The following is a 26334-nucleotide window of genomic DNA, read 5'->3' on the forward strand; positions in this document are numbered from 1 at the left end:
CAGTGCCCAGATCGTTACACCATTCGTGCAGGTCGGAACTTACCCGACAAGGAATTTCGCTACCTTAGGACCGTTATAGTTACGGCCGCCGTTTACTGGGGCTTCAATTCAATGCTTCACCTTGCGGTTGACATCTCCTCTTAACCTTCCAGCACCGGGCAGGTGTCAGGCCTTATACTTCATCTTTAAATTTTGCAAAGCCATGTGTTTTTGCTAAACAGTCGCCTGGGCCATTTCTCTGCGTCCCGATTTGCATCGGGAACCCTTTTTTCCGAAGTTACAGGGTTAATTTGCCTAGTTCCTTAGCCATGGATCACTCGAGCACCTTTGGATTCTCTCCTCGACCACCTGTGTCGGTTTCCGGTACGGGTTGCATATATCTGAAGCTTAGAGATTTTTCTTGGAAGCATGATTACGTCCATTATCCGCTTGTCCGAAGACTCACGGTACTATCAGGTTTCAGCAAGAACTACGGATTTTCCTATAGTTCTTATACCTACACCCTTCAACGTACTATTCCGTCAGTACGCAGGACTTTCACTTCTCCGTTATCCCATCGCAATATATGCAAGTACATGAATATTAACATGTTTGCCATCGACTACGCCTTTCGGCTTCGCCTTAGGACCCGACTAACCCTGATCCGATTAGCGTTGATCAGGAAACCTTGGTCTTTCGGTGTGCGGGTTTCCCACCCGCATTATCGTTACTTATGCCTACATTTTCTTTTCCAGCCGCTCCAACATACCTTACGATACATCTTCAATGCAACTGGAATGCTCCCCTACCAATATGAATTACTTCAATTCCACAGCTTCGGTAATATGCTTATGCCCGATTATTATTCACGCCCGATCGCTCGACTAGTGAGCTGTTACGCACTCTTTAAATGAATGGCTGCTTCCAAGCCAACATCCTAGCTGTCAAAGCAATCAGACTTCGTTAGATCAACTTAGCATATATTTGGGGACCTTAGCTGATGGTCTGGGTTATTTCCCTCTCGGCACTGGACCTTAGCACCCAGCGCCTCACTCCCGAGTATATGTCATAGCATTCGGAGTTTGTCAGGATTTGGTAGGCGGTGAAGCCCCCTAGTCCAATCAGTAGCTCTACCTCTATGACACTCAACCTCGAGGCTGTTCCTAGAAACATTTCGGGGAGTACGAGCTATCTCTCAGTTTGATTAGCCTTTCACCCCTACACACAACTCATCCAAAGACTTTTCAACGTCAACTGGTTCGGTCCTCCATCAACTGTTACGCTGACTTCAACCTGGTCATGTGTAGATCACAAAGTTTCGCGTCTACCCCCACTAACTAAACGCCCTATTCAGACTTGCTTTCGCTTCGGCTCCTTCCGTAAACAGAATTAACCTTGCTAGTGAGGAGTAACTCGTAGGCTCATTATGCAAAAGGCACGCCGTTAGCTACTAACCATGCAAGCATGGTGTTGGCCTCCGACCGTTTGTAAGTGTATGGTTTCAGGTTCTATTTCACTCCTCTGTTCGAGGTTCTTTTCACCTTTCCTTCACAGTACTTGTTCGCTATCGGTCTCTCAGTAGTATTTAGCCTTACCAGATGGTGCTGGCAGATTCCCGCAGGATTTCTCCGGTCCCGCGGTACTCAGGATACTGTTAGGTAGTGAATTCGTTTTGCGTAGGGGACTATCACCCTCTATGGTCTAGCTTTCCAGAAATGTTCCGCTACAAATTCACAATCCACGTTACAGTCCTACAACCTCCCGATTGCCTTAACAATCGGGATTTGGGCTGTTCCCTGTTCGCTCGCCACTACTTAGGGAATCACTATTGTTTTCTCTTCCTCCGCTTACTAAGATGTTTCAGTTCGGCGGGTTGACTTCCCTTGCGGGATTCCCGACCTTCAGTCGGGAGGGTTGCCCTATTCGGAGATCTCCGGATCACAGGCTATTAGCGCCTCCCCGAAGCTTATCGCAGCTGGTCACGTCCTTCATCGTCTCTGAGAGCCAAGGCATCCTCCATACACTCTTAATTACTTTCTTGTTAGATGCTTGAGTTTTCTCGATTAATCATTAATTATTGTATTTTCTTCCAATATGTCAAAGAACTTTTACCGCTTTGAGGCGATTTGTGGAGAATAACGGATTCGAACCGATGACCCCCTGCGTGCAAGGCAGGTGCTCTAGCCAGCTGAGCTAATTCCCCATAACGATTTTTCAGTAGTCTCGAGCAGATTTGAACTGCTGACCCCTACATTATCAGTGTAGTGCTCTAACCAGCTGAGCTACGAGACTATTTCTGCAGCATTACACTTGCCGTTTGAGAGCCCTAACTGAGCTCGTTGTGGGTAAAAGAATAATGAAGAAGTAAGAAGAGTAAGTACCAATCCGGAAATCCGGATATAGTAAATCGCTCTAGAAAGGAGGTATTCCAGCCACACCTTCCGGTACGGCTACCTTGTTACGACTTAGCCCCAGTCATCGGTTTTACCCTAGGCAATTCCTTGCGGTCATCGACTTCAGGTACTCCCGACTTCCATGGCTTGACGGGCGGTGTGTACAAGGCCCGGGAACGTATTCACCGGATCATTGCTGATATCCGATTACTAGCGAATCCAACTTCACGAAGTCGAGTTGCAGACTTCGATCCGAACTGAGACCGGTTTTAGAGATTTGCATCTTGTCACCAAGTAGCTGCCCTCTGTACCGGCCATTGTAGCACGTGTGTAGCCCTGGACGTAAGGGCCGTGCTGACTTGACGTCATCCCCACCTTCCTCACTACTTGCGTAGGCAGTTTCATTAGAGTACCCAGCATTACCTGATGGCAACTAATGATAGGGGTTGCGCTCGTTATGGGACTTAACCCGACACCTCACGGCACGAGCTGACGACAGCCATGCAGCACCTTGCAATTTTCATCTGCATTTCTACAGACACTCTCTTGCGAGATATAGCATTCAAGCCCAGGTAAGGTTCCTCGCGTATCATCGAATTAAACCACATGCTCCTCCGCTTGTGCGGGCCCCCGTCAATTCCTTTGAGTTTCAACCTTGCGATCGTACTCCCCAGGTGGATTACTTATTGCTTTCGCTCAGACGCTGACTGTATATCGCCAACATCGAGTAATCATCGTTTACAGCGTGGACTACCAGGGTATCTAATCCTGTTTGATCCCCACGCTTTCGTGCATGAGCGTCAGTTATAGCTTAGTGAGCTGCCTTCGCAATTGGTGTTCTGTGTCATATCTAAGCATTTCACCGCTACATGACACATTCCGCCCACTTCAACTATACTCAAGAATAACAGTATCAATGGCAATTTTCCAGTTAAGCCGGAAGATTTCACCACTGACTTATTATTCCGCCTGCGCACCCTTTAAACCCAATAAATCCGGATAACGCTTGGATCCTCCGTATTACCGCGGCTGCTGGCACGGAGTTAGCCGATCCTTATTCTTACGGTACCATCAGCCCCCGACACGTCGGGGGGTTTTTTCCCGTATAAAAGCAGTTTACAACCCGTAGGGCTGTCATCCTGCACGCGGCATGGCTGGGTCAGACTTGCGTCCATTGCCCAATATTCCTTACTGCTGCCTCCCGTAGGAGTCTGGTCCGTGTCTCAGTACCAGTGTGGGGGATTTTCCTCTCAGAACCCCTAGACATCAGAGCCTTGGTGGGCCGTTACCTCACCAACTAGCTAATGTCGCGCATGCCCATCTTAAACCGCCGGAGCTTTAAATGTAAAAAGATGCCTCTTCACAGTGTTATGGGACATTAATCCCTCTTTCGAGGGGCTATTCCCCAGTTTAAGGTAGGTTGCATACGTGTTACGCACCCGTGCGCCGGTCGCCGCCAGATATTGCTACCCGCGCTGCCCCTCGACTTGCATGTATTAAGCCTGCCGCTAGCGTTCATCCTGAGCCAGGATCAAACTCTTCATTGTAAAATTTGATCTTAAATGTTCTCAAGATTTACTATTCTTCTCAGGTTATTGACAAGAGATACTTACTCTTTTCTTACCTTCTTCAATATTTTCAAAGAACTTGTCTTTTTTCCCTTTTGTTAAAGGGAGTGCAAAATTACTACTTATTTTATTATCTCCAAATATTTTTTCACTTTTTTTGAAAATATTTTTTAAATACTTTAAAATCAAAGCGATATAAATGAAATATTTTTAAAGAACTTTTGTTAAACCTCTTTTTTTATTATAAGGGACTGCAAAGGTAATACATTTTTAGGTCGCTTGTCAAGAAAAATTTTTCTTTTTTAACTTTAAAATTTTGATTGTATTTTTGGTTTTTATTTTGAAAACAATATTTTTTGATATTATACATTTATTAATATAGCGTAACAAATAATCAAATGAAAAAAACAATATTCTTCTTTTTTGTTTTTTTTACTACTCTGCTTGCTGTACACTCAGGCATAGCCATAGCGCAGGAAAGCGAGCCGTCAATCAGAGATGATTATGATGTTACTTTTAAAGGACGTTTCTTCTATGGCGGAGGACTAGGGATGCAGTTTGGAACGGTTACTATGGTTGATGTTGCCCCGCAGTTCGGATATTATCCCTTAGAGAATATCGCAATCGGTATGGGACTGACCTATCAGTACATCAGCGACAGAAGGTATGAACCTCCTGAAAGCTTGCATGTTTTAGGCACCAGCATATTTACAAACCTGCACCTTCCGTTTTACAACAGTATTTTTGCACACGGTGAGTACGAGTTTATTGCATATAATACAGATGTGTTTAGCCTCGATAATAAAAGAAAATGGATTTGTGTTCATAATGTATTAGCCGGAATAGGCTACAGACAAAGAATATTCAACAGGTCATCCATTTTTCTGATGGTGTTATGGAATTTTAATGAAACACAATATAATCTATACAGCAACCCTGTGATTAGGATGGGTGTTAATTTTGGTTTTTGAAAAAACATCACTTAATTAATGCTTTTTGATTTAATGATATTTTGAAAAGTAATACCGATATTAAGAATAATGAAGCAATAAACATTTTCTGGTTCCGCAGAGACCTTAGGATAGAAGACAATGCAGGACTTTATCATGCTTTAAATGCCGGATTTAAAGTAGCGCCAATTTTCATATTCGACACAAATATTGTTGAGCAAATTGAAGTGAACCCTGACTCACGAGTGATGTTTATATGCAGTGCCTTGTCTGCCCTACAAAGCAATTTGCGTTCTGAAGGTTCATTATTACAAGTTTTTAAAGGCACACCTTCTGAAGTTTTTATTATGCTCTCTGAAAAGCTTCACATAAAAGCTGTCTATACCAACAAAGATTATGAGCCTTATGCAATAAAAAGGGATACAGAAGTGGCAACTATACTGAAGAACAAAGGCGTTGTTTTTCATGCATACAAAGACCAGGTGATGTACGATACAGATGATGTGATAAAAACAGATGGCAATCCTTATACGGTTTTTACACCCTACTCAAGGCTTTGGAAAAAAAAAATTTTGCAGGAAGGAATACGAAACTATCTGACAGAAAAGTTGCTGGGTAATTTACTCAAATACCCAAATGAAAACTTTTCAGATGTTACATTATGTTATAATATTGAGAAATCAATACCGATGCATAAACCGGAAATCCCTTCTGCAATTATCAGGGAGTACCATAAAACACGTGATTATCCCGCACTTGAGGGAACATCGAAGTTAGGACATCATCTGCGTTTTGGTACAGTCAGTATCAGGAAACTGTTATCAATAGCAACTGAACTAAATGAAACCTGGCTCAACGAGTTGGTATGGCGTGAATTTTTTATGATGATTTTATGGCATTACCCAAAAGTGGTAACACATAATTATAAATCAAAATATGATTCTGTTTTTTGGCGGAATGATGAAAATGAATTTGAACGCTGGCGTCATGGCGAAACCGGTTATGCCATGGTGGACGCAGGGATGCGGCAGTTGAATTCCACAGGATGGATGCATAACAGGGTGAGAATGATTGCAGCCGGTTTTTTAGTTAAGCATCTGCTGATTGACTGGCGATGGGGTGAAGCTTATTTTGCCCAAAAGCTTATGGATTATGAATTATCATCCAATAATGGCAACTGGCAGTGGGCGGCGGGAACAGGTTGTGATGCTGCCCCTTATTTCAGGATTTTTAATCCGGAAGAGCAGCTAAGAAAATATGACCCGCAACATATTTATGTGAAAAAGTGGGTTCCTGAGTTTGGAACAAGTAGATATGTGAAACCCATAGTGGAAAACAACTATGCTCGTAAACGTGTGATAGAGGTTTATCGTAAAGCACTTTTAGATTGAACTGTCGGGGTGACTGAGCGTTTGACCTGCGCCGTGGTCATTCACCCCGACAATATACTATGAAATATCTTTCAGCACTTCAACGATAAGCCGGTAGCATTTTTCAACGGTATGGATTTCAATTTTTTCTCCCGGCGCATGAACACCCATTAGCGTTGGCCCGAAAGAAATCATATCCATGCCCGGATATTTTTCTCCGATAAGCCCGCATTCCAAACCAGCGTGAATGGCTTTAATCAGGGGTTCCTTCCCAAAAAGTCTTTTATAAGCATTCTTTGAAATTTCCAATGTTTTTGATTTTAAATCGGGTTTCCATCCCGGGTAACCGGAAGCATGAGAAATCTTTACGCCCGGGTGCTGAAAGGCGCAGTCCACCATGTCCACCATGTCCTGTTTGGCTGATTCGATAGAACTTCTTTGACTTGTAGCGATTTTTATTTCACTTTCTTCAAGTTCAGGAATTTCTTTATCATCGGATTCATCTTTTGCATCGCCTTTCATTTTTATGCTCGCAAGGTTGGTGGAAGTCTGCACTAAACCTTCAATATCCGGCGACATAGTTATCACTCCGTGAGGGCAGGCATACAGACAATTCAGCAATGTTTCCTGAGTCTGTTTATCTATTATCTGTTTAGGCAAATCAACTTTTGTACATGTGATATTCAGTTCGGGTTCGTTGGTTTTGTATTCCGCTTTAATGTTACTGCTGATTTTGTCAAAGCACATTTTAAAATCATTAGCTTTTACGGATGGAATTAAACAGACGCATTTTCCTTCACGGGCTATAGCATTTCTAAGGTTCCCGGCTTTAATGTATGATATCTTAGCATCAAATTTCCGCATCAGGTTCCACATTATCCGAACAATCAGTTTTACTGCGTTTCCTCTGCCTTTATTGATGTCTTCACCGGAATGTCCGCCCTGCAGGTCGCTTACATTTATCAGATAAGGGTCATGGTTAGCTGGAACGTTTTCTTTTTTATAAAAAAATCTCGCTACGGTATCGCCGCCACCGGCGCAACCAATTGTAAATTCACCGTCTTCTTCCGAATCAAGGTTTATGAGCATGCGGCTTTTTACAAAGTCAGATTTCAGAGAAAATGCACCTTTGAGCCCGGTTTCTTCGTCAACAGTAAACAGGCATTCCAGTGGCCCGTGTTGAATATTTTTGTCTGCCAGAATGGCCATCTGCAGGGCAACGCCAATACCGTTATCCGCGCCCAGCGTGGTTTCTTTTGCTACGAGCCATCCGTTTTCAATAACCGCTTTTATGGGGTCTTTTGCAAAGTCGTGAATAGTATCCGAATTTTTTTCGCAAACCATATCCACGTGGCTCTGCAATACTACAGACGGGATGTTTTCTTTTCCAGGAGTAGCCGACTTTCTGATGATTACATTCCCCACTTCGTCAATTTTTGTTTCAAGTTTTAGTTTTTCGCCAAAGGCTTTCAGGTAAGCAATTATTTTTTCTTCTTTGCCTGAAGGACGGGGGATTTGCATAATTTCAGCAAAGTAGCTCCATACGGTTTTAGGTTCGAGGTTTAGGATTTCTGGGTTCATTTTATTAGGTGTTTAGGTTTTTTAGGCTGTTAGACTGTTAGGTTTATTAGGCTGTTAGGTTGAATAGGTTATTAGGTTTTTTTATTGGACTCCGCATTTGATTTCCAGCATTTTTGCTGCGAAAGTTTTTCCATATTCAATACAGCGTTGAATGTCTTCCTGTGAGGGTGTAAATTTTACAAAGATATTATCAGCCATAAGGTTCAACTTAAGATTTGTTAGCATGCTTTCCATAATTTTTTGCGCTTCGCCGCTCCAACCATAAGAACCGAAGCATCCGGCCAGTTTTCCCTTATCTCTAATCGGGTTTATCAGAGCGAAAAGTGTATAAATCTGAAGTAATGTATTCTGGTTTATCGTCGGGCTTCCGATAATAAAAGCGCTGGCTTCGGTTAGTTTACGGTCTATTTCTGCCGGCCCCATTTTTTCAATGTCGCAAAGGTCAATTTCCACATGGCCGTTTTCTTTAATTCCTTCAGCAATGGCTTCTGCTAATAGTTGTGATTTTTGATAAGCGGAAACGTAAGCAATAAAAACTTTTTCCTTTTGAGGATAGGAAACAGCTTCTTTAGCATATTGCTCTGATAAATCTACATATCGTTTCCAGTTTTTTGTGAGCAAAGGCCCATGACCGGTGCAGATAGCCTGAATATCAAGCGGGCGTATTTTTTCTATAGCTTTCAGCATAAATTTACTGAATGGCTTTAGTATCACATCAAAATAGTATTTAAAAGCATCATCAAAATTTCCGACTTTATCATCATACATTTCTTCGTGGCAAAAATGCGAACCAAATGAGTCGCAGGTAAATAATACCTTGTCTTCTTCCAGATAAGAATACATACTGTCGGGCCAATGGAGGTTGGGAGCGCCAATAAAGCGAAGTGTTTTGTTTCCTAAGTTCAAAATATCACCGTCTTTAACCACGATGTGCGGAAATTCACAATTTCCAAGCTCGTTCATATACCTGATGACATTACCTGTTCCAACGATTTTGGCATTGGGAGCCATATTCAGCAATTTAAGGGCATTTCCCGAATGGTCGGGCTCGGTATGATTTAAAATGATGTATTCAATTTCTGCCGGGTTTACGACCTTTTTCAGTTTTTCGAGATAAACATCCCAGAATTTCTCTTTGCAGGTTTCTACCACCGTTTTCTTATCTGCATTTATAAAATAAGAGTTATAAGTGGCTCCGTATTTTGTTTCCATCACAATATCGAAGGTACGAATGTCTTTATCCAACACACCTATCCATTTTACGTCGGTTGTAATGTCAAGTATTTTATCGTCCATAATTTAAAAATTTATACAAAAATATGATTTAATTTGATTTTGCAGCACCAGTTTTGGTCCCCAGGTGTACAATTTTCTTTCTTAATTTTTTCTCAATTAAAATATAGGTGATGCTGCAGGTGCCAACCAGAACAGCAAGGTAAATGAAAAACTGTGGCATATTAAAAGTATCGCATCCGCAGATTTTTGAAAACACAAGGTAAACAGGATATTGTAATATGTATATGCCATAACTGATATCGCCAAGAAATACAAAGGATTTCGACCCCAATATTTTGGAAATAAATGATTTGTCAAGAGCCAGACCTGTAAGTATCATAAAAAATACTGGCGATAACAAGCCATTATGGATGCGGAGGTCAGGAATTTTATTGTAAGCGAGAAATGCTAAAAAAAGTATTAGTCCTGTGAATGCAATAATTATGGGAAAATATGAAAAGTTTTTATTTGATTTTTTTATTTTGATGACCAGAGCGCCTGCAAACATGCCGAAAATAAAAGCATTTAAATGCCATACAGGAAAAAATGCAATTAAATCATCAATCACTTTATTTCCAAATTCATAAACATGGGTTTCAAAAAAATAATTTTGCAATATACTTAATATCCAAATTATTAATGAAAATAAACCGAGCTTCCACAAATTGAGTTTTTTAAAAAGGATTAATAATAAAGGAAACAGCAGGTAAAAGAATATTTCAACAGATATGGACCAACCCGGGAAATTAATGTCGGTACAATACCCCGGTGTCCAGGCGTGAAGTGCCAGAATCTGGAGCATGATGCTCAATCCTCTGGGATGTGTGTCAAATAAAAGTATAAGTGCTGCCAAAGTTATAATAATACCAAAGAGATAAATAGGGTAAATGCGTGCAAAACGTTTCAGGTAAAACATTTTGCTGGAGAATCTACTGTATTCAAAGTAATTGAGTGTCAATACCATACCTGAAAGGAAAAAGAAAAAACTAACAGCAACAGGGCCGTTGTCTACAATAATGTTTACGATTTTATTTGAAAATATCCCCACCCCGTAATGATGAAAAACCACCATCACTGCTGCCAGAAACCTTGGAAATGTTAATTGGGGGATATATTCATTTTGAGCCATGATTTAATCAGGTTGTACTAATGTAATTTTTAAAAGTTTTTATTAAAATTCAAATTCAATTTGAATGGCTCCGGGAAAGTCTTTCCCTTTCTTTGTTTTTGAGTTTTTTTTCTTGTTGTTTTTCTCAGAAGATGTTTTCTTTTTTTCGGAGGTATCTTGTCGAGTTTCCTTTTCTGTTGCTTTCTTGGGTTTTATGGGCCTGTCTGCAATTCTTTTTTCTTCCTTTGCTTGTGTGTTCTCTTCTTCGGCTGATGTTTCTTCAATATGGATGTCTTTCAGTTCTATTCTTCCTGTTGTTTGTTTGTCAGGTGTTGGACTTTTTTCTTCAGGAATTTCCGGTGTTTCGTTTTCGCCAGATATTTCTGAGTCTGGTGTTTCAGGAATGATGCGTTTTATTTCCTGTATTACATTGTTTGAAAGCCGCTTACCTTTAGCTTTATGGCTCTTCACGCCAATAAAATCCTTCAGGTTAATAATTTCGGAAGGTTTGCTACGTAAATTTTTTGTTATATAAAACAGTTCAATTGAAGGGTCGGGTTCTGACATAAATTCCACCATGTATGACTCGGGGGTGTCGCCGACGAAGCTTGTCTTTTTCTCTGAGTATTCAATGTTAAAACGTTTTACGAAATGATAACCTAATTCTCCGTCGAAATAAATTACAGTATATGTTTTTTCGGGATTGTATTTTTCAATTTCGAAAAGGTCTTCGTCGAAATGTACAGACAGGTCGCAGTTATAAATTCTGAAATGCCCTGACTTCATAAAAGCGATGATTTTATCAGCAGCTTCGAAAGCTCCGAGGTATTTTCCGCGTTGCTCGGTATTAATACGTTTCACAGTGTCATCATACCATAGATCTCGTGCGCTGAGAGTTGAAACCCCTTCGCCTTTCAGAGTGATTTTACGTACAGGGTTTTTTGTAAGTATGTTGCCGATAGAATTACGCCCCTTGATTGCCAGAGTGCTGAAGTCAAAGTCGAAATTAAGTATTTTTAATCTGGGTTTTGGCCTGAGGTGTACGGTAATAACTTCGGCTTCACCATTAGGGTTTGCCGTAAAATATAATACTTTGGAATCAGCTTTGCCCTTGGTAAGGACATATTCTTTGTCACGGTTAACTCCCATCACGGCAAAACGCTTCACCATGGCCGGGCCACCTCTTCCATCCTGGTAAACCATATTGAAAATTGTGCGGTCGTCGTATCTTTTATAAACCGCAGCATGTATTATATTCTTCCCAACAAATAACTTTTCGGAAACCTTAGTAAGCATAAAAGTGCCATCGGCCCTGAAAGTTATGATATCATCTATGTCGGAACATTCGCATACAAATTCATCTTTTTTGATACCGGTACCAATAAACCCTTCTTCTCTGTTGATATATAGCTTTTGATTGGCGGCAGCTACCAGGGTGGCTTGTATCACATCAAAATTGCGTATTTCGGTGCGGCGTTCCCTTCCGGCAGCATATTTCATACGGATACGTTCATAATATGCAATGGCATAATCAACCAAATGGTCTAAGTCGTATTCTACCTGCGCAATATCATCATTAAGTGATTCAATGATGTTTTTTGCCTTGTCGGAATTATATTTTGATATTCTTTCGATAGGAATTTTACGTAAGCGGTGAATGTCTTCTATAGTAACAGGCCTTATAAATAACTTGACATAAGGTTTCAGGCCTTTGTCGATGGTTTCGTTTATTTCCTGGTCTGTCTTTGATTTTTTTATCAGCTGATAAACTTCTTTTTCAATAAAAATACGTTCCAGTGTGGCAAAATGGAGTTGCTCGAGGCATTCGGCTTTTTCAATTTCCAGCTCGTGCTGAAGCAGGTCGAGGGTATGTTGTACTGATTTTTCCAGTATTTCATGAACGGTGATGAATTTGGGCTTTTGGTTTTCGATGACACAACATATTGGTGATACGCTGCTTTCACAAGCGGTAAAAGCGTATAACGCATCAATGGTTGTGTCGGGTGAAACCCCTGGGGCAAGGTGTATGATTATTTCAACTTTTTCAGCCGTGTTGTCTTCTATCTTGCGTATTTTTATTTTGCCTTTATCATTTGCAGTAACTATGGTTTCGATAAGCGATGCGGTGGTTGTGCCGAAAGGTATTTCGGTTATCATCAAAGTTTTCTTATCCTCCTGAACTATTTTTGCCCTAATCCTTACTTTTCCTCCGCGTGCGCCGTCATTGTATTTTGAAAAATCAGCCATACCGCCGGTAGGGAAGTCAGGAAGGATTTCGTATTCTTCATTTTTGAGGTGTTTGATGCAGGCATCTAAAATTTCAATAAAATTGTGCGGTAATATTTTGGATGACAAGCCCACTCCAATGCCTTCAACACCCTGGGCTAACAACAAAGGAAATTTAACCGGTAGGGTAATGGGTTCTTTGTTTCTGCCGTCATAAGAATTTTGCCATACAGTAGTTTTGGGGTTAAAGACCACATCAAGAGCAAATTTCGACAAACGGGCTTCAATATAACGCGGGGCGGCGGCACTGTCGCCTGTAAAAATATTTCCCCAATTTCCCTGGGTATCTATCAGCAGGTCTTTTTGTCCAAGCAATACCAACGCTTCTCCAATGGAGGCGTCTCCATGAGGGTGGTATTTCATAGTGTTGCCAATGATGTTAGCGGCTTTGTTGAACCTGCCGTCGTCCAGCTCTTTCATCGAGTGTAAGATGCGTCTCTGAACGGGCTTCAGCCCATCTTCAATGTGAGGGACAGCCCGGTCCAGATTCACATAGGAGGCATATTCAAGAAACCAGTTTTTGTACATTCCCGAAAGGTGTGTCGCCTGATGAGAATCGCCCATACTGCCGATGTTGCTTTCACCGTCCTGATGTTGTTCTGTGTTGTCCTTGTCTTCTTCGCTCATCGTATTGCTTTGGTTTTATTTCCAAAAACGCAAAATTATAACTTCTCCGGCAAGAAACAGCAATGCAAGCAACACAAAAGTTTTCCACAATTTTATCCCCTGATTAAGTTCGGATATTAAAAGTGGCAGGGATTTCACTTTTGCTTCAAGCAATTGGGCATTTTTGAGATGACTTTTGTTAATATGCTGTTTAATTTCATCCGGAGTGGCAACTCTCAGGTCTGATTCATCACTGTTGTAATTAAATGCAATGCCGTTTATCAGTTTTTTTTCACCCGATAATTCATAATTTCCGCTCTCTTTTACTTGCTGGTTAACCATTAAAGCAGTTTTTCCGGGCATTTTTTGTATTCCGGGAATAATTTCTATTTCTTTTTCGGTGTGTTTTAATTTTACTACAAGGTCTTTGCCTTCTTCGTAAACCAGCGGCATCTCAAGCACACTTTCTTCTCCTATCGTATAATAAAGCTTATTTTGCATGCGGCTCAGCAGGGCTATTTTATATATAGTGGGCACAAATAGCGCATGCCGTGGAAAATTGCTGAATGAGGTCTGAAGGGGTATCGCAAGCAAGTAAACTTTACCGTTGCCGCAACTTTGAACATCCAGAAAAATATCGCCGTTTTGAAGTTTTAGAAGGTACTCCTGCACGGAACGGCTGATACGGCTGATGGCATAATAAGACGTTACCTGTGGCATATCCATGTTTTGCGGAATGCTCTCAAAAACATCTGTAAAAACAGGATTCTGAAGATTGATAGTCGCTATTTTTTGAGCAGCTTTTAAAAGGGAAGTATAATAATTTGAACCCAGTGAACTGAGAAACTGCCGGTAATTTTCAATATTTATTTTTTCTGAGGGTATTACCAGGAGGTGCCCTCCGTTGCTGACAAATTTTTGTAACTCTTGTGCCAATCCTGTTGAAATATCTTCTAATTCGTTGATTATAATTAAATTATACGAATTTAATGCATTGTAGTTAACCTGTCCGACAGGTGTGTTTTGATAAGTAAATGCAGAGTCCTCAGCCATCAGAGAATTCAGAAAGGGGCTTGGCTGCTTTCCGTTGATGCTTAATACCGGCACCGACGGAAGAATGTTATATGAAAAATAAAACTTATCATCAAAAATAATAGGGTTATCTGTTATCTCTATCATCCCATGGTGAACTCCGGCTTCATGGTCGATGTATGAAATAACTACTCCGGCAGTGCCGTTTGGGCCAATATTGAAACTATTTACGGCTTTTTGTACTTTATTGATATAAAGGCGCAAAGGTACTTTTTCGATAGCCTCTGCAGAATTGTTTTTAATGCTGATAAAAAGCTTTACGGTTTGCCCCGTAAGATGTACCGGCGATTCGAACCAGCAGGTATCAATGTATAGATTGTTGATATTGTTGGCGTTGACAGGAACTAAAAAATAATTAATTGACGTATCGGGGATGAACATCTCAGGTTTGCAGGTTGTTTTCTGAAAGTCGGATATTACGTAAGCAATGTTGGAAGAGCCTTTCAGGTTGCTGAAAATTTCCAGTTGCCTTTTGGCAATATCCTGCAGCGAGCGGCTTATGGGGCTAAGTTCTAAACCACGCACCATTTCGCTAAATTCATCGCGCGTAACAAATTGCCAGTGACGGGCTTCAAAATCATTGGTGAGCAGTTGAAAATGGTCGCCGCTGCGATACGCGGAAGCTATTTCTATGGCTTTGTGTTTGGCTTCGTCAATCAGGCTGCCTCTGCTGCCCTCAGCCTGCATGCTGAAAGAATTATCAATATAAATACTGATGTAGTTTACGGCTTTGGGGTTGGCAGATTGTTGCTTATGAGGAATGTAGGGTTGGGCAAAAGCAAACACCAGGGCTGTGATGGCAAGTATGCGAAGCAACAAAACAATCAGGTTGCGAAGCTGTGATTTTCTGCGTGTTTCCAGTTTTAACTCCTGAAGGTAACGTACATTGCTGAAAAAAACTTTTTTGTATTTACGGAAGTTGAACAAATGGATGATGATGGGTACTGCCACAGCAAACAATGCAAACAGAAAATATGGATTTAAGAAAGTCATCCGTAAGTTTTATTAAAGCGCAAATTTAGTCATTTTTGAGAATTTTTGACGCGGTGCAGTCACTAATAATAACCAATATATTTTCAGATTATTAAAAATTTTATTAGATTTGTAAAATAGTTAAAAGCAGAGCGCGGTTTTTTCCCGATAATACCCGGTCACTATTTTTCTAGTGGCATGCGGTAAGAGAAGTCAAAACTCAGATATGGGTTTGCTTTGTAAGTTTCAAAGCTTAGGCCTTTTATTAATTTAAAAAAATAAATATGATGAAAAATGATAATAAGATATATTATAAGTCACGTGATTTTAAAACAATTTCATTATGGAAAAACATCACCCGGGAGCAATGGAATAATACTAATTGGCAAAAAGTCAATACTATACGTGACATAGAACAATTAAAACAAGTAATTAAACTCAATAATTTTCAGGAGAAAGAAATCAGAAGAACCCTGCAGGTATTAAAAAAAGAAGGGAAAGAGGCCTTGCGTATTACCCCATATTATGCTACGCTTATGCAGGAAGACCCGTTTCATCCCGTGATGCTGCAGGGTGAAAAATCAAGCCAAAGGCTAGACCCTGTTTTCTGGCAATGTGTACCAACTCCTGCCAACCTGCTGTTTCCCGATACAGGTGCAGAAGGCGCTATGTGTGAGGGTTCCAGAAGCTATGGCGCCGCTTATCAACGATATCCAAACCGGGTGGCGCTGTTTGTGGGCGAAAATACAAGCTGTGCTTCTTACTGTGTGCATTGCCAGAGGGCAAAATCACTGGACGGCTCTGTGGATGTGAATAGAAAAGAAATCAATAAAGGATTGTTTTATATAGGGTATAACAGAAATATCAACGAAGTGCTTGTAACAGGAGGCGACGCCTTGATGATAAGCAGGTCGCGACTTCAGTATATTCTTGAGGAATTAAGCAAAATTCCGCATCTTCGTACCATAAGGATTGCTACAAGAACTCCTGTGGTGATGCCAATGGGTGTTACAGATGACATACTCGCTTTAATCAAAGAGTCTGCAAATAAATACAACCAGGGAATAGAAAAATATGTGTATTTTATGACGCATATTAATCATTATCAGGAAATTACATCAGAAATGGCATCGGCCATCAAACGAATTAGCAGTCATGGTTTCACCATCAGAAACCAGACGGTATTGTTAAATCATGTAAATGATTATTACAAGACACTGGCTGAAACATTCCGCCGCATGTTCTGGGTGGGCGTTCATCCTTATTATTTATTGCAGTGCCATAAAGAAAAGGGCCTGGTGCATTTTATAACGCCCATACAGATTGGGAAGATATACATGAAGCATCTTCAGGGCTGGATGTCGGGCATTACCGTGCCGCGTTATGCCGCCAATGTGGAAGGCGGCGGCGGAAAAGTGCTGCTGATGCCCTCCGGGCATGATACATTAAATATTGACGATAAAATTGACCAGAAAATCTCCGAGAGTTTTGCGAACGTGATTACCTGGGATGGTAAAGAATGGTTAAGGTACGAAGCATTGGGAAGGGCAACTTACGAAGAGTTTGAGGCCGGCGTTAAAATTATGGACGATTTTATCGGGCGCAAGGGTGTTTTCTTTCCCAAACTCATCATTGTTGACAAAGACGGGAACCATCTTGAAACAACCAACAGGACAAAACTACCCACCCTGAAAAAAATAAAAAAATCCGAACTTCTCGGATACAAACTTCACAGCCACAACATGCCGCTTACCAACCCCGCCGAAATATCGGATGAATTGGACAGGCAATTTGTGAAATCAAAATTCATGAAGCAGGAATAGATTTGTAATGGTATTGGCGTGAAAAAATTTATTTGATTTTACAGGAAAGCGATTTGTTTTCATTTTGGTGTTTGATATTAAATATTTATATTTGTGTTCAAATTTAAAATGTTAAGCTATCTCCTGAAAGTCAGCAAATAGTGTTGAAAAAAGGGGAAGCGAGAAATGAGTTAAGCACAAGGCTAAAAAGACAAACACGAAAACAAATTAAGATTGACAAACTCGACCCTTACATATGAACGTAGATTAATTGCTTTTATAGACATTCTTGGCTTCAAGGACATTGTAAAGCAATCAGAGACAGACTCTACTAAAATAGAGCTAATCTATTCTGTTCTTGAATATTTAAAGGATTGGGAAAAGACAGAAAAGTGGGACTTGAAATTTTTAGAAATTGAAGAAGACGCTCAAAAAAAAGGGGTAAGCAATTTTGACTTGCGTGGTAAGACAAATACAACTTCATTTTCTGATAGCATAGTCGTTTCGGTTCAGGTTGACAATAACGTAAATGAAATGGCTTCAACTTTAATTGTTAATCTCGCCTATATAGGAACTGTGCTTCTAGAAAAGGGAATTTTATTTCGTGGTGGTTTGACAATTGGAAATTTAATTCACGTTGACAATGGCACTGTATTCGGACAAGGATTAATTGACGCATATATGCTTGAAACAAGAAGTGCAAAATTTCCTAGAATTGTTCTTTCGGACAAACTATTAAAAGAATTAAATTATCCGCTAGAAACAAAAAGAAACAGATATCCATATCACCAATATTTAGACAGATTTGATGACGGATGTGTTGGGTTTCATCAATTAATTTACTACCAAGTAATCGAAAGTTGGACAGAAATGACCCCTGAATTATTAACCGAATCATTAAGAAAAGTCCGTAAAGTCATAGTAAGCGGACTTGATTCAAGTTTTGAGAAACCTGAAGTATTTGAAAAATATACTTGGCTTAAAGACCAATATAATAAATTGATAATTCTTAGCGACTTTGATTTCGAGACCAAAACAGAAGAGCATATAAAACAAAAAATAAGAGAACGAAATGATGGAATTGTAGGTAATAATATTCACTACTCTTACACCGACAATTTTTATGAAAACCGTAGAAATGACAAAGACTGAAAAAAGCCCAGTGCATAACAGCCGTTTGCCGCAATGGGGGCTGACGTGGTTAAATCAATTGCAGTGCTTCTATCAAGCTTTCTGCTTGGTTGACAGTGAAGTGCTCCGAAATCCCCCACTGCGGCAAGCGGCAAACCGTTAAGGAAAACATCATATCGTTGAACGAAAAATTCAAGAGTAACAGTATAGATTAATAATGAGTAATTCAAAAATATCCATACGTTTCTTTGACGACCGCGAAGTACGAGCTGTTTGGGACGAGCAAAATGCCAGGTGGTGGTTTTCGGTCCTGGATATTGTTGCAGTGCTTACCAACCAGGACAACTATACAAAAAACCGCAATTATTGGAAATACCTTAAAGCAAAGTTAAAGAAAGAAAATAGTCAAGTGGTTAGTGCCACTACCCAACTGAAACTTACAGCCAATGACGGTAAACGCTATGTAACCGACATGTTGGATTACGCTGGTATTATTGCCTTAGGTAAAGAATTCCCGGGCAAAAAAGCAAACCGGTTTATTGATTGGTTTACATACAGTGATGAATGTATTGACGGCAAAAGCAAGACAAAAGCGTATGCCTTGTTTGAAAGTTCGTTTATCGAAAGCATTGAAGTTGGGACAGCCAAAGGCTTGCAACAAATTCATGCGTATTTGTTTGGAGGGTTGTATGATTTTGCAGGACAAATCAGACAAAAAAACATTTCCAAAGGAGGTTTTCAATTTGCTGTATCACATTTTTTGGGCGACACATTAAAGCAAATAGAAGCCATGCCTGAAAATACATTTGACGAAATCGTAAGCAAATATATTGAAATGAACATTGCGCACCCTTTTATGGAAGGTAATGGCAGAAGCACCAGGATATGGTTGGATTTAATACTGAAAAAACGCCTCAAAAAATGTGTTGATTGGAGTAAAATAAGTAAACGAGACTATATGAACGCAATGATGCTAAGCCCTACCAAAAGTCATGTTCTGAAATCTCTTTTAGAAAAAGCGCTCACCACCAAAATAAATGACCGTGAAATGTTTATGAAAGGGATTGATTATTCCTATTATTATGAAGAAAATGGTTAAAGAATATATGAAATAGTGAAACTTCATAATTTAATAGCACAAGCGGTTAATTTATTCTTCTTTAACACCCTTTTGTTTAAAAATTGCATATTCATTTAACAGCTTTATTCATAATTTGTGTAAATTCGCATGCTTTTTAATACAGGCATGTTCACTCTACTCAAAAAAGAAATAAGCGGATTTTTAAGTTCCCTGATAGGCTACATCGTCATCATCGTGTTCCTGCTTACCAACAGCCTGTTCTTGTGGGTGTTTAACAGCGATTTTAATATCCTGAATTTCGGATATGCCTCTATTGACGGTCTCTTTGTGTTGGCTCCTTGGGTGTTCCTTTTCCTGATTCCCGCCATCACCATGCGCTCTTTTGCTGATGAAAAAAAATCAGGCACTATAGAGTTGCTTCTCACCAAGCCCCTCAGCGACCTGCAGATTATCTTTGCAAAATATTTTGCCGGCTTGCTGCTGGTGGTGCTTTCTTTGTTGCCCACACTCATATATTTTATTACAGTTTACTGGCTGGGTTTTCCAATAGGCAATATTGACACCGGAGCGACCTGGGGCTCATACATTGGATTGATATTGCTGGGCTCAGCATTTGTAGCCATTGGGCTTTTCTGTTCGGCAATTACAGATAAACAGGTGCTTGCTTTTGTATTGTCGGTGTTTATATGCCTGTTTTTATACATCGGATTTGAAATGCTGTATTCTTTGGAATTGTTTGGGAAAATTGACCTTTTCATACAACGTATAGGGATGAATGCGCATTATATATCTTTAAGCAGGGGTGTGGTGGATACCCGCGATGTTATATATTTCCTGAGTGTTATTGCCCTGTTTATCCTGCTCACCAAAATAATGATAGAAAAACGAAAATGGTAAAAAAATCATGGCTGGCATGAGGAAGACAAAAAAACATTTTAAGCGCAACAGCCTGACACAGCTTGGATTGAGCCTGCTTGTCATCGTCCTGCTTAATATTATTTTCAGTTTTGTTTTCACACGTATTGACCTCACACAAGAAAAACGTTACTCTTTATCAAAAGCAACAAAAGAATATCTGAAAAATATTGATGACATCGTATATTTTAAAGTTTATCTTGAAGGGGATTTCCCTGCCGGATTTAAACGCCTGAGGTCTGAAACTAAAGAAATGCTTGATGAATTCCGGGCTTATAACAGCAATATACAGTACCGTTTCATCAATCCTTCGGCCGGGGATGATAAAAACAAAATTAAAACCACCTACCAGCAACTGATGAAAAAAGGCTTGCAGCCCACCAACTTAAAAGTAAATACCGCCGAAGGCACCTCGCAGCAATGGATATTTCCGGGCGCACTGGCCACCTACAAGGAAAAGGAAATCCCTGTTCAATTGTTTATGAATCAACTGGGCACCCCTGCTGATAATGTGTTGAATAACTCAGTACAAAATCTTGAATACAACCTTATTAGTGCCATAAGGAAACTCAGTGTGAAAACCAAGCCACGCGTTGCATTCACCGAAGGGCACGGAGAGCTGAGCAACTATAAGATGGCAGATATTATATATTCATTGTCGGACTATTATGCTGTGGAAAGGGTGAAAATTGACGGCAAAATTAACAGCCTGATGGTTCGTGGTACCAAAGAAAAACCGCTGCTGAATAAATACGAGCTACTTGTCATCGCCGGCCCCGACTCAGCTTTTAATGAAAAAGACAAATATTTTATAGACCAGTTTGTGATGCATGGCGGCAAAATTCTCTGGCTTGTTGACCCCGTATATACCAGTATGGACAGCCTGCAACGCAGTAACGAAACACTGGGATTCGGCAGAGATCTCAACCTTGATGATATGATGTTCAGTTACGGTGTACGGATGAACACCAACCTGCTGCTTGACCTTAATGCCTTGCCAATACCCGCTGTTACAGGCTCTTATGGGGGACAACCGCAAATTGAATTACTGCCGTGGTATTATTTTCCTCTTCTTATGACAAACATTAAACATCCCATAGTTAATAACCTGAATGCCGTCAAAACCGAATTTGTCAGCAGTATTGACACTGTGGGAGGCAGAGACATTAAAAAAACTGTTTTGCTTACCACTTCAAAATATTCTCGTGCTGTTAACACTCCTACGCGTATCTCGCTGGATATTATGCAGGAAAAACCGGATGAAAGATTATTTAACAAATCATTCCTGCCGGTAGCGGTATTGCTTGAAGGTAAGTTTAAATCAATTTATATCAATCGTTTGCCACGTTCTATTATTGAAGACACTTCCAGCTTTAATTTTTTAGAGCAAAGCCCCGAAACAAAAATGATAATCATTGCCGACGCTGATGTTATAAAAAACCAGCTTGACAAGAAAAACGGAACCCCCTTTCCGCTGGGCTACGACCAATATACTGGTGAAACCTTCGGAAATAAGGACTTCATAATGAATTGTATTGATTATCTTTGCGATGATTCAGGCATCATCAGTGTACGTTCACGTGAGATAAAACTACGCGGACTTGACCCCAAGAAAATTAAAAATGGCAACATAAAACTTATTGTACAGTTGACAAATACTGCAGGGCCTGTGTTTATTGTGATGTTTCTTGCCATGGTAATGATGTTAACAAGAAAATACAGATATGCAAAAAAACATAAGGTGTAAAATCTCTTTTCTATGAAAAAAAACCGCATTACGATATTGCTTGTTTTGGTATTAGCTATTGCCGCCATCATTTTATTGATGGTTAAAAACAAGAATAATACTCTGGATGATAAAAATACACGATTTGCCGTTGAAGATACTGCGAGTATTACAAAAATATTTTTAGCAGATAAACAGAATCGTACCGTTCTTTTAAAAAAAGAAGCAGAGGGGAAATGGACGGTTAATGAAAAGCACGATGCTTCATCAGATGCCATAAAGATGATTTTAAAAACCGTGATGAGTCTGGAAGTTAAAGACCCTGTTGCAAAACCGGCAAAAGAAAGAATAATGGGCCTGATGGCTACCAAGTCTGTGAAAGTTGAGATATATCAGATGGTTTATCGCATTAATCTTTTTGATAAAATCAGATTATTTCCTCATGAAAAAAATACGCGCACCTATTATGTAGGTGTGGATGCGAAAGATAACCTCGGCACATATATGCTTCTGGAGAATTCCGACACTCCTTACATCGTATATATTTTAGGCTTTAATGGTTTTTTATCAACGAGATACAGCACCAACGAAAAAGACTGGCGGGACCATACTATTTTTAAACTGAAATATAATCAGGTTAAAATGGTATCTGTTCGTTTTCCGGATTTGCCTGAAAATTCTTTCAAAGCTGTAAAAAAATCACCTAAGGATTTTGAGCTTTATAGGCTGAAAGACAATGAGCAAATATTTGATTATGATACGGTTAAGCTTATGGATTTGTTTTCCTTCTTTGGCGATATTCGTTATGAGGTGCTTCTTAATGATATGGAAGCCGACAGGAAAGATTCAATTATATCTTCACCGGTTTATATCGAAGTAACTGTGGAGGATGAATCTGGGAAAAAATATTCAGTTACCACCTTTAAGCGAAAAGCTCCAGAAGGCGAATTTGACCAGCAGGGCAACCCTGTAATTTTCGACCGCGACAGGCTTTATGCTCTGATAAACGGCAAAAAAGACTTTGTATTGATACAGTATTATGTTTTCGGGCAGATTTTTAAGCCATTGGATTTTTATTTTCAATCATCAGAAAAACCTGTCGCCGATAATTAAAAAAAAATTATGTAAAAGAAATTTTTATATTTTTGTAAAAAGCAAAATTTAAAAAGTTAAAACAATTAACACTATGAAATTCATTGTCTCAACCAACGTACTGCTAAAGAACCTTCAATCTATAAGCGGTGTATTAAATACAAATAACACACTCCCAATATTGGATAACTTTCTTTTCGACCTTGATGGTGAAACTTTACGGGTAACAGCTTCCGACCTGGAAACAACCATGACCATCTCGGTGCCTGTTACTAAATCAAGTGAAAACGGCAGCGTGGCTGTCCCTGCACGCTTTCTGATTGATTACCTGAAAACTTTTCCGGATGTTCCCATGACGATAAGTGTCAATAAAGATACTTTCCTTATTGAAATATCAGCTGGTGATGGTAAATACAAATTCAGCGGGTTCAGCAGCGATGAATACCCACAGTCTCCGGTTGTGGAAAATGCCACCGCTATCACCTTGAATTCAGGTGTTTTGGCTAATGCTTTTAATAAGACACTTTTTGCTACAGGAAACGACGATATGCGCATCGTGATGACAGGGGTTTTTTGCCAGATATCTGACAAAGACATTACTTTTGTTGCCACTGATGCTCATAAACTGGTTAGATACCGCCGAAGCGATATAGCTGCCAGCGAGCCGGGTTCTTTTATACTTCCCAAAAAGCCCATGAGCCTGATAAAAAACATTCTTTCAGCCATTGATGTTGACGTAAAGATTGAGTACAATAATACGAATGTATCTTTCGAATTTGAAAATATCGCAATGATATGCCGGCTGATTGATGGCAAATATCCTAATTATGAGGCAGTTATTCCAATTAACAATACCAAAAAGTTGACCATTAACCGCCAGCAGATACTCACGGCCATAAGGCGTGTATCTATATTTTCCAGCCAACTGACACGCCAGATACGTTTCTCTGTCTCAGGCCAGGAACTTATTTTATCATCAGAAGATATTGAACTTTCTAATGAGGCCAAAGAGCGCATGAGTTGCACTTATTCAGGTGAAAATATTGAAATTGGCTTCAACTCAAAATTTATTCAGGAAATGATAAGCAATCTCAGTGCGGAAGAGATTTGCATGGAAATGTCTGCATCGAACAGGGCAGCTCTTATTTTTCCTGTTGTAAGTGAAAACGAAGGAGAAGAAATTCTTATGCTGGTGATGCCTGTAATGTTGAACCAATAAAAATTTAGCATGATTTTTCAAAGCAAGATTACAATATCTTGCTTTTTTTATTAAATAAAAAAATGGAATCATCAGGAACAGATAAGGAACTAAGAGCGCTTATAAATCTTATTGACGAACCCGATGAAGTTATTTACAGGCAGATACGCGACCGCATCCTGTCGTATGGTATGGCTGCCATTCCGTTTCTCGAAGAGGCTTGGGGCAACAATCTTGAGCCCGAAGCGCAAAGACGTATCGAAATACTGACGCATAAAATTCACTTTGAACATATTTGCACGGAACTGAATAACTGGTACACTCTCGGCGGAGGGAACTTGCTGACAGCTTATATTCTTGTCAGCAAATACCACTATCCTGATATGAATGATTCCAAAATAAAGGATGAGCTTGAACGAATAAAAAAAGATGTTTGGATAGAGCTAAATCTCGGGCTTACTTCATTTGAGAAAATTGGTGTTATCAACCGTATCATGTTTGAAGAGTTAAAGTTTGAAGGTAACCGTACTAACTTTCATGCTCCTCAAAATCATTATATTAACCAGGTTCTTGAAACTCGTATCGGCAGCGCTTTGTCTCTTTCGGTTATTTATATGCTCATTGCCAACATGGTAGGCTTGCCTGTGTATGGTGTAAATCTCCCGGATAACTTTGTTCTTGCCTATATGGATGAAACTGTATTGATTCATGGGAAAAGCCTCGATGAAGCGGAGGTGCTTTTTTATATCAATCCCTTCAACAAAGGTATGCTGTTTACAAGAAAGGAAATTGACATTTTCCTGACGCAGAAGAAAATTGAGCCGGATGAAAAATATTACAGACCATGTTCCAATATTGATATTATTATTAAGCTGTTGCAAAGTCTTGCTTATTCCTATGAACAGACAGGCAATAAGATTAAAGTCAGCGAAATAGAAATCCTTCTCGGTATTTATAAATAACAAGGCTTCTTACTAAGAAATCAAATCAGTGAACTATCATTATTTTTTTGTAGGTGGTATGATTATTTGAAGTATTCACTCTAACAAAGTATGTTCCCAAATATATAAATGGTAAAATAATGTAATAAATTTTATATATTTTGTTTGTATTTAATAAAAAATTATAACTTTGTTAAAAATTACAAAACTATTACTATGACAACAGAAAAGAAAATTGATGCTGCAAAACTGGAAGAAGCTGCTAATCGCCTTAGAGTAATGGCACATCCTGTTAGAATTGCCATTATTGAAATGCTTGAAAAAAACAAACAGATGAATGTTACCCAGATTTACGAAAAACTGAATCTTGAACAGGCAGCGGCATCCAATCATTTAACATTAATGAAAACATACGGCATCCTGGAATCAAGAAGGGCAGGAAAAAATACCATATACTCCGTTAAAACTCAGGCACTCAGCAAAATACTTGAGTGTATAAAAAAATGCGGATAAGCTTTTCCCGTTTTTTTTTAATTCATAATACTACGCGATAGACGTTTTTTTTTGTAATTTGCACACAAATTATTATTTCATTTTTTTATGTTGCACCGTTTGTGCATAAATATAATATTATTGTTGCTTATTACAGTTTCCTGTAACAAAGATGAAAAAAATAAAATACACATTGAGGGAAAAATATATGACCCCAATACTGAGGAATATGTCAGCAATGTGCTTGTTACAATTTCTGCCAGTAAGCTGAGTTCCGGAGGCATTTTTAGTTCAGGATACGATGAAATCGCATCAATTACAACCGACGCTAACGGCACTTTTATCTTTGATTTTCAGGAAGGCAAATTTGCGGGATTCAGGATAACGGCTATCCGCGAAGGGTATTTTTATTTTTTTAAAGAACTCTCTACTTCAGAAATTATCCCGGGGACAACTTTTTTGCCTACTTATTACCTTTATCCGGTTTGTTATATTGACATGAAAATCAAAAATATTGTCCCTTACGATGAAAATGATTTGATTTCATATTCATTTACAAGTGGCTGGCTTGGAGGTTTTGAATGTTGCGATAATACGATACATCAGGGTAGCGGCGAATATTTTTCAGATACTGTTTTCTGTAAAACTTATGGGAACCAATATGTTACTGTAACATATAATGTTACAAAAGAGGGCAACACATTGTTATTCACACAAACAAAATACTGTCAGGCTTTCGATACCACTTATTTTAACATACAATATTGACAAACCCT

At 39.5% G+C, this 26334-nt stretch carries 17 protein-coding genes, 2 tRNA genes and 2 rRNA genes; 12 read left to right on the forward strand and 9 right to left on the reverse strand.

Features of this window, described 5'->3' with window-relative positions:
* From M0R16_08600 to M0R16_08615, 4 genes are all read right to left on the reverse strand, one after another.
* Nucleotides 1-2019 (reverse strand): 23S ribosomal RNA (locus M0R16_08600); the annotation flags it as partial.
* Between the two features lie 89 nt (nucleotides 2020-2108).
* Nucleotides 2109-2182, reverse strand: a tRNA-Ala gene (locus M0R16_08605).
* A 15-nt stretch (nucleotides 2183-2197) separates the two neighbouring features.
* Nucleotides 2198-2271, reverse strand: a tRNA-Ile gene (locus M0R16_08610).
* A 124-nt stretch (nucleotides 2272-2395) separates the two neighbouring features.
* Nucleotides 2396-3919: ribosomal RNA gene (locus tag M0R16_08615) — 16S ribosomal RNA — on the reverse strand.
* 419 nt (nucleotides 3920-4338) lie between these two features.
* Between M0R16_08615 and M0R16_08620 the strand changes: the two genes are divergently transcribed.
* Entirely contained in the window at nucleotides 4339-4911 is a 573-nt protein-coding gene (locus M0R16_08620) for a hypothetical protein (protein ID MCK9612947.1), read from the forward strand.
* A gap of 41 nt (nucleotides 4912-4952) precedes the next feature.
* Nucleotides 4953-6281 (forward strand): DNA photolyase family protein, encoded by a 1329-nt coding sequence (locus M0R16_08625; protein MCK9612948.1) that lies wholly within the window; start codon nucleotides 4953-4955, stop codon nucleotides 6279-6281.
* A 57-nt stretch (nucleotides 6282-6338) separates the two neighbouring features.
* Here M0R16_08625 and M0R16_08630 read toward each other — a convergent pair whose 3' ends face one another.
* The 5 genes from M0R16_08630 to M0R16_08650 form a co-directional block, all read right to left on the reverse strand.
* Nucleotides 6339-7841, reverse strand: coding sequence for an aminoacyl-histidine dipeptidase (locus M0R16_08630; GenBank protein ID MCK9612949.1), 1503 nt, complete (start codon nucleotides 7839-7841; stop codon nucleotides 6339-6341).
* An 81-nt stretch (nucleotides 7842-7922) separates the two neighbouring features.
* Nucleotides 7923-9137, reverse strand: coding sequence for an FprA family A-type flavoprotein (locus tag M0R16_08635; GenBank protein ID MCK9612950.1), 1215 nt, complete (start codon nucleotides 9135-9137; stop codon nucleotides 7923-7925).
* Between the two features lie 28 nt (nucleotides 9138-9165).
* Nucleotides 9166-10245: an acyltransferase gene (locus M0R16_08640; protein ID MCK9612951.1), complete on the reverse strand. Its 1080-nt coding sequence runs from the start codon at nucleotides 10243-10245 to the stop codon at nucleotides 9166-9168.
* A gap of 42 nt (nucleotides 10246-10287) precedes the next feature.
* Nucleotides 10288-13137 (reverse strand): DNA gyrase/topoisomerase IV subunit A, encoded by a 2850-nt coding sequence (locus M0R16_08645; protein ID MCK9612952.1) that lies wholly within the window; start codon nucleotides 13135-13137, stop codon nucleotides 10288-10290.
* Nucleotides 13138-13152: 15 nt separating this feature from the next.
* Nucleotides 13153-15201: a BatA domain-containing protein gene (locus M0R16_08650; protein MCK9612953.1), complete on the reverse strand. Its 2049-nt coding sequence runs from the start codon at nucleotides 15199-15201 to the stop codon at nucleotides 13153-13155.
* 263 nt (nucleotides 15202-15464) lie between these two features.
* On the opposite strand from M0R16_08650, the gene M0R16_08655 reads away from it, so the two are divergent.
* From M0R16_08655 to M0R16_08700, 10 genes are all read left to right on the forward strand, one after another.
* Entirely contained in the window at nucleotides 15465-17003 is a 1539-nt protein-coding gene (locus M0R16_08655) for a KamA family radical SAM protein (protein ID MCK9612954.1), read from the forward strand.
* A gap of 213 nt (nucleotides 17004-17216) precedes the next feature.
* Nucleotides 17217-18134, forward strand: coding sequence for a hypothetical protein (locus M0R16_08660; protein ID MCK9612955.1), 918 nt, complete (start codon nucleotides 17217-17219; stop codon nucleotides 18132-18134).
* A 196-nt stretch (nucleotides 18135-18330) separates the two neighbouring features.
* A complete protein-coding gene (locus M0R16_08665; GenBank protein MCK9612956.1) occupies nucleotides 18331-19212 on the forward strand; it encodes a Fic family protein in 882 nt (293 codons plus the stop codon).
* Between the two features lie 129 nt (nucleotides 19213-19341).
* On the forward strand, nucleotides 19342-20091 hold the full coding sequence (gene gldF, locus M0R16_08670) for a gliding motility-associated ABC transporter permease subunit GldF (protein ID MCK9612957.1): 750 nt from the start codon (nucleotides 19342-19344) through the stop codon (nucleotides 20089-20091).
* A gap of 16 nt (nucleotides 20092-20107) precedes the next feature.
* Entirely contained in the window at nucleotides 20108-21856 is a 1749-nt protein-coding gene (gene gldG / locus M0R16_08675) for a gliding motility-associated ABC transporter substrate-binding protein GldG (GenBank protein MCK9612958.1), read from the forward strand.
* A gap of 12 nt (nucleotides 21857-21868) precedes the next feature.
* Nucleotides 21869-22948, forward strand: a complete 1080-nt coding sequence (locus M0R16_08680) for a DUF4340 domain-containing protein (protein ID MCK9612959.1) — start codon at nucleotides 21869-21871, stop codon at nucleotides 22946-22948.
* A gap of 73 nt (nucleotides 22949-23021) precedes the next feature.
* Entirely contained in the window at nucleotides 23022-24146 is a 1125-nt protein-coding gene (gene dnaN, locus M0R16_08685) for a DNA polymerase III subunit beta (protein ID MCK9612960.1), read from the forward strand.
* A gap of 62 nt (nucleotides 24147-24208) precedes the next feature.
* Entirely contained in the window at nucleotides 24209-25087 is an 879-nt protein-coding gene (locus tag M0R16_08690) for a transglutaminase-like domain-containing protein (GenBank protein ID MCK9612961.1), read from the forward strand.
* A gap of 195 nt (nucleotides 25088-25282) precedes the next feature.
* Nucleotides 25283-25579 carry a metalloregulator ArsR/SmtB family transcription factor gene (locus M0R16_08695; protein MCK9612962.1) on the forward strand — a complete coding sequence of 99 codons (297 nt, stop codon included), beginning with the start codon at nucleotides 25283-25285 and terminating at the stop codon, nucleotides 25577-25579.
* Nucleotides 25580-25702: 123 nt separating this feature from the next.
* The gene (locus M0R16_08700; protein ID MCK9612963.1) at nucleotides 25703-26326 is read left to right on the forward strand and encodes a hypothetical protein; all 624 of its coding nucleotides are present in this window, start codon (nucleotides 25703-25705) and stop codon (nucleotides 26324-26326) included.
* The last annotated feature ends 8 nt before the right edge of the window (nucleotides 26327-26334 follow it).

Source organism: Bacteroidales bacterium (genome assembly GCA_023228145.1).
Classification (GTDB): domain Bacteria; phylum Bacteroidota; class Bacteroidia; order Bacteroidales; family CAIWKO01; genus CAIWKO01.